18 protein-coding genes, 1 tRNA gene and 1 pseudogene are annotated in these 16,219 nt (G+C 68.5%); 9 read left to right on the top strand and 11 right to left on the bottom strand.

What is annotated here, in order from left to right:
- Position 1: 1 nt before the first annotated feature.
- Together C8P66_RS18100 and C8P66_RS18095 are read left to right on the top strand one after the other, a co-directional pair.
- Positions 2-1,159 carry an acyl-CoA dehydrogenase family protein gene (locus C8P66_RS18100; protein ID WP_111399692.1) on the top strand — a complete coding sequence of 386 codons (1,158 nt, stop codon included), beginning with the start codon at positions 2-4 and terminating at the stop codon, positions 1,157-1,159.
- Positions 1,160-1,173: 14 nt separating this feature from the next.
- Positions 1,174-1,662: a cupin domain-containing protein gene (locus tag C8P66_RS18095; RefSeq protein WP_111399691.1), complete on the top strand. Its 489-nt coding sequence runs from the start codon at positions 1,174-1,176 to the stop codon at positions 1,660-1,662.
- Here the strand turns inward: C8P66_RS18095 and grxD are convergent.
- Genes grxD through purL form a run of 3 tightly spaced genes read right to left on the bottom strand, consistent with a single transcriptional unit; the run spans position 1,659 to position 4,469 of the window.
- Positions 1,659-1,994 carry a Grx4 family monothiol glutaredoxin gene (grxD, locus tag C8P66_RS18090; protein WP_111399690.1) on the bottom strand — a complete coding sequence of 112 codons (336 nt, stop codon included), beginning with the start codon at positions 1,992-1,994 and terminating at the stop codon, positions 1,659-1,661. The two genes, C8P66_RS18095 and grxD, sit on opposite strands and share 4 nt — an antisense overlap.
- 28 nt (positions 1,995-2,022) lie before the next feature.
- Positions 2,023-2,253 carry a BolA family protein gene (locus tag C8P66_RS18085; RefSeq protein WP_111399689.1) on the bottom strand — a complete coding sequence of 77 codons (231 nt, stop codon included), beginning with the start codon at positions 2,251-2,253 and terminating at the stop codon, positions 2,023-2,025.
- Positions 2,254-2,264: 11 nt separating this feature from the next.
- On the bottom strand, positions 2,265-4,469 hold the full coding sequence (gene purL, locus C8P66_RS18080) for a phosphoribosylformylglycinamidine synthase subunit PurL (protein ID WP_111399721.1): 2,205 nt from the start codon (positions 4,467-4,469) through the stop codon (positions 2,265-2,267).
- A 321-nt stretch (positions 4,470-4,790) separates the two neighbouring features.
- On the opposite strand from purL, the gene C8P66_RS18075 reads away from it, so the two are divergent.
- On the top strand, positions 4,791-5,507 hold the full coding sequence (locus tag C8P66_RS18075) for a putative phage abortive infection protein (protein ID WP_146422947.1): 717 nt from the start codon (positions 4,791-4,793) through the stop codon (positions 5,505-5,507).
- A gap of 114 nt (positions 5,508-5,621) precedes the next feature.
- Here the strand turns inward: C8P66_RS18075 and purQ are convergent, their stop codons facing one another.
- From purQ to purB, 7 genes are all read right to left on the bottom strand, one after another.
- Positions 5,622-6,296: a phosphoribosylformylglycinamidine synthase subunit PurQ gene (gene purQ / locus C8P66_RS18070; RefSeq protein WP_111399687.1), complete on the bottom strand. Its 675-nt coding sequence runs from the start codon at positions 6,294-6,296 to the stop codon at positions 5,622-5,624.
- A gap of 48 nt (positions 6,297-6,344) precedes the next feature.
- Positions 6,345-6,578: a hypothetical protein gene (locus C8P66_RS18065; protein ID WP_111399686.1), complete on the bottom strand. Its 234-nt coding sequence runs from the start codon at positions 6,576-6,578 to the stop codon at positions 6,345-6,347.
- 3 nt (positions 6,579-6,581) lie between these two features.
- The gene (purS, locus tag C8P66_RS18060) at positions 6,582-6,821 is read right to left on the bottom strand and encodes a phosphoribosylformylglycinamidine synthase subunit PurS (protein ID WP_111399685.1); all 240 of its coding nucleotides are present in this window, start codon (positions 6,819-6,821) and stop codon (positions 6,582-6,584) included.
- A 49-nt stretch (positions 6,822-6,870) separates the two neighbouring features.
- On the bottom strand, positions 6,871-7,635 hold the full coding sequence (purC, locus tag C8P66_RS18055; RefSeq protein WP_111399684.1) for a phosphoribosylaminoimidazolesuccinocarboxamide synthase: 765 nt from the start codon (positions 7,633-7,635) through the stop codon (positions 6,871-6,873).
- 93 nt (positions 7,636-7,728) lie between these two features.
- Positions 7,729-8,454 (bottom strand): NRDE family protein, encoded by a 726-nt coding sequence (locus tag C8P66_RS18050; protein ID WP_111399683.1) that lies wholly within the window; start codon positions 8,452-8,454, stop codon positions 7,729-7,731.
- A 37-nt stretch (positions 8,455-8,491) separates the two neighbouring features.
- Entirely contained in the window at positions 8,492-8,794 is a 303-nt protein-coding gene (locus C8P66_RS18045) for a hypothetical protein (protein ID WP_211314194.1), read from the bottom strand.
- 83 nt (positions 8,795-8,877) lie between these two features.
- Positions 8,878-10,215, bottom strand: a complete 1,338-nt coding sequence (gene purB / locus C8P66_RS18040) for an adenylosuccinate lyase (RefSeq protein ID WP_111399682.1) — start codon at positions 10,213-10,215, stop codon at positions 8,878-8,880.
- A 148-nt stretch (positions 10,216-10,363) separates the two neighbouring features.
- Between purB and C8P66_RS18035 the strand changes: the two are divergent.
- The 6 genes and pseudogenes from C8P66_RS18035 to C8P66_RS18010 form a co-directional block, all read left to right on the top strand.
- Positions 10,364-10,981 (top strand): annotated as a pseudogene (locus tag C8P66_RS18035) (TerC family protein); the annotation flags it as partial.
- 415 nt (positions 10,982-11,396) lie between these two features.
- Positions 11,397-12,032: a YjbE family putative metal transport protein gene (locus C8P66_RS18030; protein ID WP_111399681.1), complete on the top strand. Its 636-nt coding sequence runs from the start codon at positions 11,397-11,399 to the stop codon at positions 12,030-12,032.
- Positions 12,033-12,040: 8 nt separating this feature from the next.
- Positions 12,041-12,661, top strand: coding sequence for a hypothetical protein (locus tag C8P66_RS18025; RefSeq protein ID WP_111399680.1), 621 nt, complete (start codon positions 12,041-12,043; stop codon positions 12,659-12,661).
- A gap of 192 nt (positions 12,662-12,853) precedes the next feature.
- On the top strand, positions 12,854-13,870 hold the full coding sequence (locus C8P66_RS18020) for a Bug family tripartite tricarboxylate transporter substrate binding protein (protein ID WP_111399679.1): 1,017 nt from the start codon (positions 12,854-12,856) through the stop codon (positions 13,868-13,870).
- Positions 13,867-15,180, top strand: a complete 1,314-nt coding sequence (locus C8P66_RS18015) for an MmgE/PrpD family protein (RefSeq protein WP_158537295.1) — start codon at positions 13,867-13,869, stop codon at positions 15,178-15,180. The genes C8P66_RS18020 and C8P66_RS18015 overlap by 4 nt, the downstream gene beginning before the upstream one ends.
- Before the next feature lie 48 nt (positions 15,181-15,228).
- A tRNA-Ala gene (locus tag C8P66_RS18010) sits at positions 15,229-15,304 on the top strand.
- A gap of 84 nt (positions 15,305-15,388) precedes the next feature.
- On the opposite strand, the gene C8P66_RS23630 is transcribed toward C8P66_RS18010, so the two are convergent.
- Entirely contained in the window at positions 15,389-16,180 is a 792-nt protein-coding gene (locus tag C8P66_RS23630) for an IclR family transcriptional regulator (protein WP_158537294.1), read from the bottom strand.
- Positions 16,181-16,219 lie beyond the last annotated feature (39 nt).

The raw sequence follows: 16,219 nt of genomic DNA, 5'->3' as shown, positions 1-16,219 counted from the left end.
GATGGAGCTGACCGAGGACCTGCTGGCGATCCGCGAGGGCATCGCCGCACTCTGCGCCGACTTCCCGGATGAATGGTGGCAGGCGCAGGATTCCGCACATAAATTCCCGCACTTGTTTTATGATGCGATCGCCAAGGCGGGGTTCCTCGGCATCTGCGTGCCGGAAGAGTTTGGCGGCAGCGGCCTCGGCATCACTGAAGCGGCGGTGATGATGGAGGCGATCTCGGGCTCCGGCGCCGGGCTTTCGGGCGCCTCGGCCATCCATATGAACATCTTTGGCCTGAACCCGGTGATCGTCTTCGGGAACCAGGCCCAGAAGGAACGCGCCTTGCCGCCGCTGGTGGCGGGGCGGGAGAAGGCGTGTTTCGGCGTGACGGAACCGGGCAGCGGGCTCGACACCACGCGCCTGACCACCCGCGCCGAGCGGGTCGAGGGCGGCTGGAGCGTCACCGGCCAAAAGATCTGGATCAGCACGGCGCAGGTCGCCGATCGCATCTTGCTACTGGCCCGCACCGCCCCGCGGGACGAGGGCAAGCCCACCCACGGCCTGTCGCTGTTCTACACCGCGCTGGACCGGAGCCGCTGCTCGGTGCGGGAGATCGAGAAGATGGGCCGCGCCGCGGTGGATTCGAACGAGATCTTCTTCGATGGCTACGCGATTCCCGCCGAGGATCTGGTCGGCGCGGAAGGCCAGGGTTTTCGTCAAATTCTGCACGGGCTGAACCCCGAGCGCATCCTGATCGCCGCCGAGGCGGTGGGGCTTGGCCGCGCCGCGCTGCGCCGGGCCACCGCCTATGCCAAGGAGCGTGTGGTCTTCGGCCGCCCGATCGGGATGAACCAGAGCATCCAGCACCCGCTCGCAGAGGATTGGATGGCGCTGGAGGCCGCCTGGCTCATGGTGCTGCATGCCGCGCGCCTCTACGACGCGGGGCGGCCCTGCGGGGTCGAGGCGAATGCCGCGAAGTATCTGGCCGCCGAGGCCGCGACCAAGACCTGCCGCGATGCCATCGCGACCCATGGCGGCATGGGCTATGCCCGGGAGTATCATGTCGAACGCTATCTGCGGGAGGCGATGATCCCCTGGCTGGCGCCGGTCAGCCCGAATTTGATTCTCTGCCATGTCGCGGAAAAGGCCCTGGGCCTGCCGCGATCCTACTGAGGGAGTACCCACCCATGCCGCATGACGGCCACCACAGCCACGAAATCCCGCCCGATGGCTGGAAATACACCGGCGTCCGCGTCATCCCCGGCGGCAGCCTGGATGTGAACACCGCCCAGACCCCGGGCATGAACCGCGCCGCGGCGATCAATTTCGCCCGCGTCGGCGCCCAAAAAATCTGGGCCGGCACCGTGCATATCCACCCCGATGCCAAGACCGGGGTGCATCACCATGGCGCGCTGGAAAGCGTGATCTATGTCGTGAAGGGCCGCGCCCGGCTGCGTTGGGGCGAGAAGCTGGAATATGTCGCCGAGGCAGGCCCCGGCGACTTCATCTTCGTGCCCCCCTATGTGCCGCACCAGGAGATCAACGCCTCGACCGACGAGACCTTGGAATGCGTCCTGGTCCGCAGCGACAATGAGGCCGTCGTCGTGAACCTGGATATCGAGCCGATCGAGAAGCCGGAAAACGTGCTCTGGATCGACCCGACGCACAAAGCCTAAGCGGCGGTGTGGGGCACGCCCTTCTCTTCCAGCAGGCCGGCCAGTTCGCCGGCCTGGAACATCTCCATCACGATGTCGCAGCCGCCGATGAACTCGCCCTGCACGTAAAGCTGCGGGATCGTCGGCCAGTTGGAGAAGCTCTTGATCCCGTCGCGGATCTCGGGGTCTTCCAGCACGTTCACGCCTTTGAACGGCACCTGGAGATGCGACAGGATCTGGACGACGCGGGCGGAAAACCCGCATTGCGGGAAGACCGGCGTGCCCTTCATGAACAGCACGACGGGGTTGGCGTCGATCTCGGCCTGGATGGTGGCGTGGACGGGGTCGGACATGGTCAGTCTCCTTTCTTGGAGCAACTGGTCAGGGAGCGGCAGTGGTGAGGGCCAGGGCATGCAACTCGCCGCCCATGCGCCCCTGCAACGCGGCATAGACGATCTGATGCTGCCTCACCCGGGGCAGGCCGCGAAAGGCCTCTGACACCACCGTCGCGGCATAATGGTCGCCATCGCCGGCAAGGTCGGTGATCGTGACCTTCGCATCGGGCAGGGCTGCCTGGATGAGGGCTTCGATCGCCTCGGATTGCATCGCCATCGTCTGTCCTCTCAGCCGGCCATCAGGGCAGGCAGCGTCGCCTCATGGGCGGCGGTCAACTCGGCCAGGGATATGGCCGCGCCATCGGGGCAAACCAAGACCCCCTGCCCGTTCGCAACACCCAGCCGCGCGGCCGGCACCCCCGCCGCCGCGGCGGCGGCCAGGATTGCCACGGCATCGCGCACGGCGACGACGTAGCGCGCCTGATCCTCACCGAAGCAGAAGGCGTGGGGCGCGATGCCCGCGGGCACCGGCAACAGCGCCGCCCCCTGCCCGCTGGCCATCGCCATCTCGGCGACCGCGACCAGCACGCCGCCATCGGCGCAGTCGTGGCAGGCCAGCACCTCGCCCGCCAGAATCCGCGCCCGGATGAAATCGCCATTGGCGCGTTCGGCCGCGAGGTCCACGGGCGGCGGCGGGCCGGCCTCCTGGCCCGCGATCTCGCGCAGCCACAGGCTCTGGCCGAGCCAACCCCGCGTGGCGCCGATCAGCACCAGATCGGCCGCGGCCGGCATGGCGAGGCCCATGGCCAGATGCGCATCGGCGATCACCCCCACCCCGCCGATCGCCGGCGTCGGCAGGATCGCCTGGCCGTCGGTCTCGTTGTAGAGGCTCACATTGCCGCTCACGACCGGGAAATCCAGCGCGATGCAGGCCGCCGCCATCCCGCGCACGGCGGCGGCGAACTGGCCCATGATCTCGGGCTTTTCCGGATTGCCGAAGTTCATGTTGTCGGTGATCGCGAGCGGGGTCGCCCCGGTCGCGGTGATGTTGCGCCAGGCCTCGGCCACGGCCTGGGCACCACCCGCCTCGGGGTCCGCGAGGCAATAGCGCGGGGTGCAGTCGGTGGTCAGCGCCAAGGCGCGCGCGGTGCCCTCGATGCCGACGATGGCGGCATCCGCCTGGCCGGGGCGCTTGGAGGTCAGCCCGCCGACCAGCGCGTCATACTGGTCCCAGATCCAGCGGCGCGAACACAGATCCGGACAGGCCACCAGTTTCTGGAGCGCGGGCGCGAGGCCCATCGGGTCGGGCACCTCGCCCAGGGGGGGCAGCTTGGGCGTCTCGGTGGTCGGGCGACGGTAGAGGGGGGCTTCGGATTCCAGCGGGGCCAAGGGGATGTCCGCCTCAAGCGCGCCGTTGTGGAAGATCTCGATCCGGCCGGTATTGGTCAGATGGCCGATGACGGCGAAGTCCAGGTCCCATTTGTGGAAGATCGCCTCGGCGACGCCCTCCTGCCCGGGCTGGAGCACCATGAGCATCCGCTCCTGGCTCTCGGACAGCATCATCTCATAGGCGGACATGCCGGTTTCGCGCTGCGGCACGGCGTCCAGGTTGAGCGAGATGCCAACGCCCCCCTTGCCCGCCATCTCGACGCTGCTGCTGGTCAGGCCGGCGGCCCCCATGTCCTGGATGGCGACGATGGCCTCGGTCGCCATCAGCTCCATGCAGGCCTCGATCAGCAGTTTTTCGGCGTAGGGGTCGCCGATCTGGACGGTGGGGCGCTTGTCCTCATTCTCGGCCGAGAATTCGGCCGAGGCCATGGTGGCGCCATGGATGCCGTCCCGCCCCGTCTTGCTGCCGACATAGACGACGGAATTCCCGACGCCGGCGGCGGCGGCATAGAAGATGCGGTCGGCGCGGGCGATGCCCACGGTCATGGCATTGACCAGCGGATTGCCATTGTAGGCGGGGTGGAAATTCACCTCGCCGCCCACGGTCGGCACGCCGACGCAATTGCCATAGCCACCGATGCCGCGGACCACGCCATCGACGATGCGCCTGGTGCCGGGATGGTCCGCGGCACCGAAGCGCAGCGCGTTGAGGTTGGCGATGGGCCGCGCCCCCATGGTGAAGACATCGCGTAAAATGCCGCCGACGCCGGTGGCGGCACCCTGGTAGGGCTCGATGAAGCTCGGGTGGTTGTGGGATTCCATCTTGAAGACGGCGGCCAGCCCATCGCCGATGTCGATGACGCCGGCATTCTCGCCCGGGCCCTGGATGACCCAGGGGGCAGAGGTCGGCAGCGTCTTGAGCCAGATGCGCGAGGATTTGTAGGAGCAATGCTCCGACCACATCACGGAGAAGATGCCGAGTTCGGTCATCGACGGCGAACGGCCGAGGATGCCGAGCACGCGGTCGTATTCATCGGGCTTCAGGCCGAATTGCGCGGCCAGTTGCAGGGCGCGATCGGGGGGCAGCAGGGTGAGTGTGGACATGCCCGCCTTGTCGGCAGGGTTGCCGGGATTGTCCAGTGCGGGATTGGTCATGGTGGGCAGAGGGGCATGCAGCATGGCCTGGCGTTGGCTTTCACGGGGCGGCGAGCCGGGCCGGCGGTGGAGCGTGGCCAGAGCGCAGAGGGGAAAATTCCGGCAGGTCAGTTGCCTTTTATTCTCGTAATGACAGGACGGATTTTAGCGCATAATCTGCTAAAATTCTGCTCTAGTGAGGATTCAATGAGGTTTTTTATTTCATCTGTTGCTGTACTCATTGTTATTGTTTCGTCATAGATCGCTTGGGCAAAATATTCTGTAAATGCCGTGGGGTGGTTTATTGCTGGGAGTGGCATTTCAGACGCTGGTACATGGGGGGATTCTTTTGGGGCCTTCAACGCCTTATTTGGAGCTTTAGGTTTCGCTGCAATTTTTGCGACTTTATTAGTGCAGGGACGAGCAATCAAAGCGCAACAAGACGAACAGAATAGAGAAAATTTCGAAAGAAAATTCTTCGAGCTTCTGGCAATTTTTCAGAGAATTCGTGAAGATGTACGATTTATGCATACACCGGAGTATCAGGCATCTCTGCCCGATAGCCCACGTTCTGTTTCTAGATATAGCAATGGAATTGATGCAATTCAGGCGGCAGTTCTTGAAATAAAATTCTGGGAAAATCGAGACCTTCAACATTTACGGGAAAATCCAGAAGAAACCCTTCGCGAAATCTATAGCACTAAAATTTTGCGGCGCCACGAAAGCCGCCTGTCGCCATATTTTCGAACTGCGTATATTATTTTGAATCGAATAAAATACAGCTCGGCACTCAATGACGAGGAAAGAATAGAATATGCCAATCTGTTCAGAGGTCAACTAACAAGTTACGAGATTATTTTAATGGCTGTAAATGGCCTGGCCCCGGTATCTAGAGATTTTTCCGAATTACTCACTCATTTTCATATGCTGAAGTATTTAAGTCGAGGTCGAATGCAAAGAAATCTGGAACGCATCTATCCTAAGCAAGCTTTTTCACCTCGATCATGACGCTTTGTCACTTCGAGGGTCCGCGAGGCGAGATGGAGCCGCTCAGCGAAGGTGTTGCAGGGAGCGAATTCAGAGATTCCTGCCGGGGTGCAGGTGCAGCTCTTTAACCCCTCCTCAAACCCCCACCAACGCTTCCGCCATGCTCGTAAACAGTGGCAACCCATCCACCCCGCCCATCAGCGGGTCCACCAGATCTTCCGGATGCGGCATCAGCCCCAGCACCCGCAGGTTCGGCGACAGGATGCCGGCGATGTCGCGGGCGGCCCCATTCCGATTGGCGTCGGCGTACCGAAAAGCGACCAGCCCCTCGCCTTCCAGCCGGTCCAGCGTCGCCTCATCCGCAAAGTAGTTCCCATCCCCATGCGCCATCGGCGCGCGGAAGGTCGCGCCCTTCTGCCAATGGCTGGTGAAGGCGGTCCCCGCCCGTTCCACCCGCAGCACGCAGTCCATGGAGAGGAAGCGCAGCCCGGCATTGCGCAGCAGCACCCCCGGCAGCAGCCCGGCCTCGCACAGGATCTGGAAGCCGTTGCACACGCCCAGCACATGCCCGCCGCCCATCGCGAATTCCCGCACCGCGGCCATGATGGGGGAGAGCGCGGCCATCGCGCCGCAGCGCAAATAGTCGCCATGGCTGAAGCCGCCCGGCAGCACCACCAGATCCGTCCCCGCCGGCAGCGCCGTCTCGCGGTGGAAGACCATGGCGGGCTTGCGCCCCGTCACGCGGGTCAGGGCCAGCGCCATGTCGCGTTCGCGATTGGTGCCGGGGAAGACGATGATGGCGGCGTTCATGCGCGGTGCATTCCCGAAAAAAGAAGGGCCCGAGAAAAGAAAGGGCGCTCACTCGGCCCAGACATTGATCCAGTGCAGCCCGCCCAGGATGGCCAGGGTCAGGATGACGGCCAGCGCCGCCGCCGTCACCCAGCGATTGGCCTTGGCCTTCACCCCGGCCACCAGGCCGAGCCGCGCCGGCCGGCGCGGCGCCATGCGCGCCATCCGTTCGTCCCGCCAGCGCAGCCCGGTCGAGATCAGGACCGTCAGCACCAGCATGACAAGAACGGAGGTCTTGATCACGCCTCAGACCAGTTCGACGCGGAAGGCCTCGATGACGGTATTGGCCAGCAGCCGGCGCGCCATCGCCTCGGCGGCACTGCGCGCGGCCTCGGGGTCGGTCTCGGCCAGGTCCAGCTCGATCACCTTGCCGGTCAGCACCTCCCCCACCCCGGAGAACCCGAGTTCGCCGAGCGCGTGGGAGATGGCCTTGCCCTGCGGGTCCAGCACGCCCGTCTTGGGCATGACGGTCACCCGCACCTTCATGGCGCCCACCGATTCAGCTTTTTCCGCGCAAGCGCGCGGCGGGAGGTCGTCATTGCATCAGCTCCGGCCCCTTGAGGTCGCGGACGCCGGCTTCGGGCAGGATGCCGAGGCGGCGCGCGACTTCCTGGTAGCCTTCCTCGACCTTGCCGAGATCGCGCCGAAAACGGTCCTTGTCCATCTTCTCGCCGGTCTTGGAATCCCAGAGGCGGCAATTGTCCGGGCTGATCTCATCGGCCAGGACGATGCGCATCTCCTCATTCTCATAGAGCCGGCCGAACTCCACCTTGAAGTCCACCAGCACGATGCCGACGCCGAGGAACAGCCCGGTCAGGAAGTCGTTGATGCGCAAGGTCAGGGCGACGATGTCGTCCAGATCCTGGGTGCTGGCCCAGCCGAAGCAGGTGACGTGCTCCTCCGAGACCATCGGGTCGCTCAGCGCGTCGTTCTTGTAGTAATATTCGACGATGCTGCGCGGCAGGCGCGTGCCTTCCTGGATGCCGAGCCGCGTGGCCAGGCTGCCGGCCGCGACATTGCGGACGACGATTTCCAGCGGGATGATCTCGACTTCCCGGATCAGCTGCTCGCGCATGTTCAGCCGGCGGATGAAATGCGTCGGTATGCCGATCTCGGCGAGGCGCACCATCAGATATTCGCTGATGCGATTGTTCAGAACACCCTTGCCGGTGATCGTGCCCTTCTTCTGGGCATTGAAAGCGGTGGCGTCGTCCTTGAAATACTGCACCAGGGTGCCGGGTTCCGGCCCCTCGAACAAAATCTTGGCCTTGCCTTCATAGACTTGGCGGCGGCGTGCCATAGCGCGCGAATCCTTGACCGCGCCGAAGGAGGACCCCTCAGCCAGCCGGGCGCCTATAGCAGCCGTGCCGCGATACCGCCACACGTGGACTCATCAGGGCTGGGATGGCGGCAGCGGGACCTCGGCCCAGGGCTCGCCGGTCTTGTGGAAGCGCCAGGCCCGGCCGCCCTCGGCGCCAAGGGCGAGCAGGCTGGAGGAGACGGTGCCGAAGCCCTCCCGCGGCAGGACGTGAAGCTGTGCGCCCGGCGCGCCCCTCGAATCGGCCAGCAGGCGAGGCCAGGCGCCCCAGTCGGGCGGCTCGGGCGGGGCGGCGGTGGTGAAGCGGGGCAGATGCCGGGCGATGCGCGGGTTGGTGGTGTCATTGGGCCCGGCGCTGGTGACCATGGTCAGCCCCTCCGCCAGTTCGGTGACGACCGGGTGGCCGTGGCCGAGGCCGGCGACGAAGAAGGCCCGCATGCGATCGGCGACCAGCGCGTTGAAGGGGCGGTAGGCGCCCGCATCCAGCGCGGCCAGCGCCGCCGCACCTGCCTCCGCGCTGTCCACATCAGCGGCCAGCAGCGGCAGCCCGCCCCGGCTCGCCTTGCCCGGCGCGGGGCCAAGGCTGCCCGGCCGGTTCAGCACCGCCGCGACCACGCCGGCGGGCCCGATCGCCATCCAGGAGCCGCCGGCGCTGCGGTCACGCCCGCCGATGACGCCGGGGCGGTCCGCCCACCAGGGGCCGGGCGGGTCGGCGATGCGGTCGATGCGCTCGTCGCGATTGGCGGCGAGCAGGAGGGGCCAGGGGGCGCCGGGCCGGCGCAGAATCAGGACGGTGCACACCGCCCAAAACTGCGGCCCCCGGCGCCGGTCGGCAATATCAGTACGGGCGATAATATCCCGGCGGTGGGGCGTAGTAGCGCGGCGGCGGCGCGTAGTAGCGCGGCGGCGGCGCGTAATAGTACGGCGCCACATACACCTGTGCCCGCGGTGGCGCGTAATACATCGGTGGCGGCGCGTAACGCAGCGGCGGCGGGCCGCGCCAATAGCCGGGCGGCGGGCCATGGCGGTAATGGCCGCCGCGATAGCCATAGTCGCGGTCGCGGTCGCCACGCGCCTCGGCCGGACCGAATCCCACCAGGGCCAGGACCGCCGCGATACCCAGGATGCGAAGGCTATGCATTTGGAATTCCTCATCTTCCATCTGCATAGGAAACGCCCGCAATCAGGCTGAAACGCGGCGCGCCCGATCACGAACCCGGGAGGCTACCCCGCGGCGAAGACCCGCGCGAAGATGGTATCGACATGGGTGAAGTCCCGCGCCGGGTCCATCGCCGCATCCAGCGCCGCCGCATCCAGCACCGCCGAGACCGGCCCATCGGCCAGGAGATTGGCGCGGAAATCGCGGGCCCCCGGCGTGCCCAGCGCCTGCCAGGTCGCCATGGCGGCGGATTGCACGGCGCGATAGGCATCCTCGCGCGCCATGCCCGCCTGGGTCAGCGCCAGCAGCACCTTCTGGCTATGGACCACGCCGCCGAGCGATTCGAGGTTGGCGCGCATCCGCTCGGGGTAGATCGTCAGCCGCTCCATCATCCCCGCCGCCCGCATCAGCGCGAAGTCGAGGGTCACGGTCGCATCCGGGCCGATCACCCGCTCCACGCTGGAATGGCTGATGTCGCGCTCATGCCACAGCGCCACATTCTCCAGCGCCGGCACCACATAGCCGCGCACCAGCCGGGCGAGGCCGGTCAGGTTCTCCGACAGCACCGGGTTGCGCTTGTGCGGCATGGCGGAGGAGCCCTTCTGGCCGGGGAAGAAGAATTCCTCGGCCTCCCGCACTTCGCTGCGCTGGAGGTGGCGGACCTCGGTCGCCAGGCGCTCGATGCTGCTGGCGACCACGGCGAGCGCGCAGAAGAAGGCCGCATGGCGGTCGCGCGGGATCACCTGGCTGCTCACCGGCTCGACCCGCAGGCCCAGGCGGGCGGCGACCGAGGTTTCCACGCGGGGATCGACGCTGGCGAAGGTGCCGACGGGGCCGGAGATCGCGCAGGTCGCGATCTCGGCCCGCGCCGCCACCAGCCGCGCGCGGCCACGGAAGAACTCGGCGTAATGCCCGGCGAGCTTCAACCCAAAAGTCGTCGGCTCGGCATGGATGCCGTGGCTGCGGCCGATGGTCGGTGTGTGGCGGTGCTCCTCGGCGCGGCGCTTCAGGGCGGCGAGCAGCGCATCCATATCGGCGATGAGCAGGTCGGCGGCGCGGACCATCTGCAGGTTCAGGCAGGTGTCCAGCACGTCGGAGCTGGTCATGCCCTGGTGCATGAAGCGCGCCTCGGGCCCGATTCCCTCACCGAGCCAGGTCAGGAAGGCGATGACGTCATGCCGCGTCTCACGCTCGATCTCGTCGATCCGGGCCAGGTCGGCGGCGGAGATCGCGGCGACGCGGGCGCCGCCCTTGGCGCGGATCGCCTGGGCGGCCTCCTTGGGGATGGTGCCGAGTTCGGCCATCGCCTCGGCGGCGGCGGCCTCGATCTCGAACCAGATGCGGAAGCGGGTTTCGGGCGACCAGATCGCGGCCATCTCGGGGCGGGAATAACGGGGGACCATGGCACGCGGCTCCGGATACGGTAGACGGGCGGCTTCTCGCGCCCCCGGCCCCCCATGGCAAGCGGTGTGACCCGAAGATGGGCTACGGGTTGCCGTTTCATTGCATCCGGCTTATTCGCCGGACACCACCAGCAGCCGGAAGCCCGTCATGGACCTCGCCGCCTATATGCCTGAGCTGATCGCGCTCGGGCAGGTTCTGCTCATCGACATCGTGCTGGCGGGCGACAACGCCATTGTCGTCGGCATGGCCGCGGCCGGCCTGCCGACGGATCAGCGCCGCAAGGCCATCCTCTGGGGCATCGGTGCCGCGACGATCATGCGGATCGGCTTCGCCACCATCACCGTGCAGTTGCTCGCCATCGTCGGCATCACGCTGGCGGGCGGTGTGCTGCTGCTCTGGGTCTGCTGGAAGATGTACCGCGAGCTGCGCGCATCGGCGCATGAGGCCGATGCCGCCGAGGCCGGTGGCACCATCGCCGAACCGCCGCGGAAGACCATGCGCCAGGCGGTGACGCAGATCCTGGTCGCCGACATCTCCATGAGCCTGGACAACGTCCTGGCCGTGGCCGGGGCGGCCAAGGACCACCCCTATATCCTGATCTTCGGCCTCGCCATCTCGGTCGTGCTGATGGGCGTCGCCGCCAGCCTGATCGCGCGCATCCTGGAGAGGTTCAGCTGGGTCGCCTGGATCGGGTTGCTGGTGATCCTCTACGTCGCCGGTGCGATGATCTTCGAGGGCACGCATGAGGTCGCCGATGCGGTTCCCGGCGCCTATGCCTATCTGCTGCTGCCGCTCGGCTTCCTGGCCAGCCCCGGAACCTTTCCGGCCTGGCTCTGGGTGGGTGCGACCCTGGCGCAGTTCGTGGTGCTGACCGCCCTCGGCACCGCGATCTCGACCGCGGTGAAGGATGCGATGCGCGCCCCGGCGCGGCACGACTAGCCTTATGTTTTGAGTGGCCGGCTTGCCCCCGAGACTCGCCGCTCTTCGCGGCGAGTCTCGGGGGCAGGACACCAGCAGCCCTTTCTTCGAGCGGGTTCATCGGCCTTGGGGAGCCGCGCGCGCCTGCCTTGTGCCCTCGGCAGATTGCATCCTGCGGCACGCTCGCCTAGCGTGCCGCGCATCAATCAAGTGGGGCGTGCGCCGCAACGGGCAACACTCGACCCGACTCGCGGAGACGTACATGGAAGCACTATCGGCCGCCCTGCCTGGCCTCATGCAGATCATCTGGCTCAACGCCATCCTGTCCGGCGACAATGCCGTGGTCATCGGCCTTGCGGCGGCGGGGCTGCCCGCGGCCCAGCGCGGCAAGGCCGTGCTTTTCGGCGTGGCCGCGGCGGCGGTGCTGCGCGTCGTCTTCTCGATCTTCGCGACCAAGCTGCTCGAATTGTGGTGGATCGATCTCGTCGGCGGCCTGGCGCTGATCTGGATCGCCTATGGCTTCGCCAAGGAACTGCTCGAGGGCGGCCATGATTCGGGTGAACCCGGCTCGGTCGTGAAGCACGACAAGACGCTGGCGCAGGCGCTGCGCCAGATCGTCATCGCCGATGTTTCCATGAGCCTCGACAATGTGCTTGCCGTTGCCGCGGTCGCCCGTGGCAATATTCCCCTGCTCACCATCGGCCTTGGCATCTCCATCATCATGATGGGGCTTCTGGGTGGGGCGCTTGCGAATCTGCTGCAGCGCTTCCGCTGGATCGCCTGGGTCGGGCTCGCGCTCATCATCTGGATTGCCGGGGGGCTGCTCTGGGAAGGGCTGCTCAACGCCAATGCCGAACTGGCGCTTGGCCTGCCGGTGCCGGCGGTGACCCACCATTGAGGAACGCCATGCGATCTGTCATCGGAACGGGGCTTCTGCTCCTCCTGCTCACCGGCTGCGGCCTGCCAAATACGCCGCGGGTCGCGGCGCAAGGCGGGGCGGGGGCGGATGCGGAGAGCCCGGGCGGACGCCCCGACCTGCCGGAACAGATCGCGCGGCTGCCTGCGGCCCTGGCCGGTTTCCGCCGCGGCCCGGTGACCAACTTCGAGGCCCGCGCCCCGGGCTTCGGCCAGGGCGTCGAATACACCGCCTCCAGCCGCAGCGCGGTCGCGACCGTCGCGGTCTATGACCGTGGCTATGCCCGGGTCCCGGCCAATCCGGCCGACCCGGCCCAGGTCGCGGAGCTCGACCTCGCGGTACGCGATGCGACCGTGCTGCCGCCGCGGACCACCGGCCGCACGCTCGCCGAGGAATCCCGCGCGCCGCTGCCCGCGGCCGGCGGGCCGGACCTGACCTGCGCCGATCTGGCCGGCACCTTCGGCCGCACCCCGATCCGCCGGACCGTCTGCGTCGGCGGCGCGGCCGGCCGCTTCGTGACCATCCAGGTCACCATGCCGGACCGCACGCCGAGCATCGCCGATGCCCGTGCCTTCGCGGCGGCGGCGGCGGCGGCGGTTCGCGGCGGCTGATCACTCGCGCCTGATCACTCGCGCCTGATCCCCGGCGTCTGGTCTCTTGCCCCGATCGGGGCAGGCCCATCCCCGGGATTGCCCCGATCCGAGGCCAAAGCCGCGCCGGGGCCGCATTTGACCGGCCGGGGGCGGGTTTTCCGCCGGGGCGCGGCTGGCAGTCTGCATGGCTCATCGCAGGAGCCATCGCCCATGCCCGGCCCATCCCGCCGCCAGCTTCTCGCGGCCCTCGCCACCCTGCCAGCGGCCCCGGCCCAGGCCCAGGCGCTGCCCCCCGTGGCCCAGCCCCCCATGGCCCAGCCCCTGACCTGGCGGCCGGACCGGCCGCTGCGGCTGGTGCTGCCCTTCTCCCCCGGCGGGCTGACCGACATCCTGACCCGCAGCCTCGCGCCGCTGCTGGCCGCGCGGCTCGGCCAGACCGCGGTGGTCGAGAACCGCGCCGGGGCTGCGGGCAACCTCGCGGCCGATGCCGTGGTCAAGGCGCCCGCCGATGGCCATGCGCTGCTGATCGCGACCCAGGGCATCATCGCGATGAACCCGGCGCTGTTCTCCGCCCTGCCCTACGACCCGGACGCCGATCTGGTGCCGCTCGGCATGCTCGGACGGCAGCCGAACCTGCTGGTGGTCTCACCCAGGGTGCTGCCCGAGGGCGGCATCCCCGAGCTTCTCGCCGCCGCGCGCCAAAAACCGGGCGGGCTGTCCTATGGCTCCAACGGGGTCGGTTCCTTCACGCATCTGTCGATGGCGCTCTTCGCCTCGATGGCCGGGGTGCCGATGACGCATGTGCCCTATCGCGGCAGCGCGCCGATGCTGGCCGATCTGGTCGCGGGCACCCTCGATTGCGCCTTCGATGCGCTGGGCACCTCGGCGCCGCAGGTGCGGGAGGGGACGTTGCGGGCACTGGCGGTCTCCTCCGCCACGCGCAGCCCGGCGCTGCCCGACCTGCCGGCGGTGGCCGAGAGCCTGCCCGGCTTCGCCGCCACCCCCTGGTATGGCGTCTTCGGCACCACCAGGACCCCGGCGCCGGTGCTGGCGGCGCTGGAGGCCGCGGTGCAGGGCGTGCTGGCCGACCCGGCCTGGGCGGCGGTGCTGGCCGCGCGCCAGGTCGATGCCTATCCCGGCGACCGCGCCACCCTGGCCGCCGAGATCGCCGCCGAGCGGGCGCAGTGGCGGGCGATCGTGCGCACCACCGGGGCCCGCGCGGATTGAGCGGGCCGGCCCTCGGCGCCGCGCTGGAGGCCGCCTGGGGCGGCCCGCCGCCGGCGGTCGCGGCCCAAGGCCGGCTGCTGCTGCTGGACAGCCTGGGCTGCGCCCTGGCGGGGCTCATGCAGGAGCGGCCGAGGGCGATGGCGGCCGCCCTTGCGGCGACCATGCCGGGCGGGCTGCGGCTGGCCGGGCTGCGGCAGGCCGGGGGGCCGGGGCTCGGCCCCGCCGGGGCGGCCGCGGTGCTGGCCACGGCGATGTGCTGGGATGAGGCGAATGACGGTCTGGCCCGCGCCCATGGCCGGCCCGGGCTTGCCGTCGCACCGCTGGCGCTGGCCGCGATCGCGGGCGGGCTGCCGGTCGCGGAGGCGGTGCGCGCCTTTTCGCTGGGCTACGAAATCGGCGGCCGCGCCGGCGAGGCCTGGCGGCTGCGGCCGGGGATGCATGTGGACGGGTCCTGGCACAGCCTGGGCGCCGCCGTGGCGGCGGTGCGGCTGGCGGGCGGGGATGTGGCGGCGGCGGGGCGGGCGCTGCGGCTGGCGGCCTGCCAGATCCCCTTCGCGCTCTATGCCCCGATCGCGGCGGGGATGGATGGGCGGAACAGCTACCCTGCGCATGCGGTGCTGCTGGGCCAGCTTTGCGCCGCCGCCGCGATGGCGGGGATGGATGCGCCCGAATCGGGTTTTGCCACGGCGCGCGCGCTGGCGCTCGGGCTGGAAACTCCCGCCGAAATCGCGCCGCCCGGCGAATGGCTGCTGGCCGAGGCCTATATCAAGCCCTTTGCCGGGGTGCGTCACGCGCATTACGCCGCGGCGGCCGCGCTGCGGTTGCGGCCCGCCCAGCCGGTGGTGGCGGTGGCGCTGCACACCTATGCCGAGGCGCTGCGCTACGCCGGCAACCGCGCGCCCGAGGCTGCCATCGCCGCGCAGTTCAGCCTGTCCTGGGCGGTGGCGGCGGCGCTGGTGCAGGGCGACCTCGGCCCCGCCGCCTATACCGCCGCGGCCCTGGCGGACCCCCGGATGCGGCGAATCGAGGCGCTGGTGACCCTGCACGAGGACCCTGCCCTGCCCGGCCGCGCCGCGCGGCTGGTCGTGACCCTGGCCGATGGCCAGGTGCTGGAGGCCCGATGCGACAGCGTGCCCGGCGATGCCGCGCACCCGATGGGCGAGGCGGCGGTGCGGGCGAAGTTCGCCGCCTATGCCGGGGCGGCGCTGGGGCCCGCGGGCGTGGCGCGGGTGGTGGCGGGGCTGCTCGATCCGGGCGCGCCCGGACCGGGGGCGGAGATGTTCGGGGGGAATCTCGCCGGACCCTGTTGACTTGATCCCCGCCGCTGCGGATAAGGCCGACCTCGCATCCGAGAGGATGGGGCTGTAGCTCAGTTGGTAGAGCGCGTCGTTCGCAATGACGAGGTCTGGGGTTCGATTCCCCACAGCTCCACCACCGCGACCCTTTCATCACATTGAGTTCGTTTGGTTTTCTTACGTCATCTTTCGGATGGCCCCAAGATTTTCCTCAACAGCTTCGCTATGTTGGATCGTCGGACTTCGCCACCTGGAGCAAGCCGCAGACCTCCCGCAGCCGCGCCACCAGCTCCTCGCGCCGCGCCGCCACCGCCTCGCAGGTCGTGCCCAGGCCGATCGCCAGCGGCGGCTGGCCCGGCAGCGGCGGCAGCGGCATGGCCAGCACGCTCTGGCCCGTCACCATGGTGCCGCCGCTCTCGGTCCATCCGCGCGCCCGGCTGGTGCGCTGATCGGCCAGGAACGCGGCGGGAACCACCCGCCGGGCGGGGTCGGGCTCCTCGGCATTGGCACGGCGCAGCAGCCGCTCCACCTCCTCCAGTGGCTTCAGCATCAGCAGCGCCTTGCCGACCGCCGCGCGGGTGATGGGGCGCATCATCCCTGCGCGCATCTTCTCCTGCTCCACCACGGCGGGGCCGCGCAGGGTCAGGATGTATTGCACCGCGGCCTGGCGTTGCAGGCCGATCAGCACCGTCATGCCGGTGCGGGCGCGCAAATCATTCATCAGCCGCAGCAGGCTGCTCTCGCCCAGCAGCTGATCCTGCAGCCAGCCGCCCAGCAGCATGACGCGCAGGGTGGGGCGGTAGCGGCGGTCGATCGTGTCCTGTTCCAGGTAGCCGAGGCGCGCCAGCCCGGCGAGCAGCACGGAGGTGCTGGACAGCGGTGCGCCCAGGTGCCGCGCCATCTCCGCCACCCCCGCCGGGCGATGGGTCTCCGCGAAGAATTCCAGCGCCTCGATGGTGCGCTGGGCGGATTTGACCGCCGTGCCCTCCGCCACTTCGCCCTCCGACGACTTCACATATGTGAAGGGACACCGATCCGCCTGTCGTGGCAAGCA

It is taken from the genome of Humitalea rosea (genome assembly GCF_003253705.1).
GTDB classification, from domain to species: Bacteria; Pseudomonadota; Alphaproteobacteria; order Acetobacterales; family Acetobacteraceae; genus Humitalea; species Humitalea rosea.
Note: the sequence above shows the minus strand (reverse complement) of the source record. Positions and strands in the feature narration are given on the sequence as shown.

Coding starts and splice junctions, on each gene's coding strand:
- purB (WP_111399682.1), bottom strand. CDS start 10,215: ATGGTCCCCCGTTATTCCCGCCCCGAGATGGCCGCGATCTGGTCGCCC.
- C8P66_RS18045 (WP_211314194.1), bottom strand. CDS start 8,794: ATGCATAGCCTTCGCATCCTGGGTATCGCGGCGGTCCTGGCCCTGGTG.
- C8P66_RS18020 (WP_111399679.1), top strand. CDS start 12,854: ATGCCCGGCCCATCCCGCCGCCAGCTTCTCGCGGCCCTCGCCACCCTG.
- C8P66_RS18030 (WP_111399681.1), top strand. CDS start 11,397: ATGGAAGCACTATCGGCCGCCCTGCCTGGCCTCATGCAGATCATCTGG.
- C8P66_RS18085 (WP_111399689.1), bottom strand. CDS start 2,253: ATGGCGATGCAATCCGAGGCGATCGAAGCCCTCATCCAGGCAGCCCTG.
- purL (WP_111399721.1), bottom strand. CDS start 4,469: ATGTCCACACTCACCCTGCTGCCCCCCGATCGCGCCCTGCAACTGGCC.
- purQ (WP_111399687.1), bottom strand. CDS start 6,296: ATGAACGCCGCCATCATCGTCTTCCCCGGCACCAATCGCGAACGCGAC.
- purC (WP_111399684.1), bottom strand. CDS start 7,635: ATGGCACGCCGCCGCCAAGTCTATGAAGGCAAGGCCAAGATTTTGTTC.
- C8P66_RS18100 (WP_111399692.1), top strand. CDS start 2: ATGGAGCTGACCGAGGACCTGCTGGCGATCCGCGAGGGCATCGCCGCA.
- C8P66_RS18095 (WP_111399691.1), top strand. CDS start 1,174: ATGCCGCATGACGGCCACCACAGCCACGAAATCCCGCCCGATGGCTGG.
- grxD (WP_111399690.1), bottom strand. CDS start 1,994: ATGTCCGACCCCGTCCACGCCACCATCCAGGCCGAGATCGACGCCAAC.
- C8P66_RS18025 (WP_111399680.1), top strand. CDS start 12,041: ATGCGATCTGTCATCGGAACGGGGCTTCTGCTCCTCCTGCTCACCGGC.
- purS (WP_111399685.1), bottom strand. CDS start 6,821: ATGAAGGTGCGGGTGACCGTCATGCCCAAGACGGGCGTGCTGGACCCG.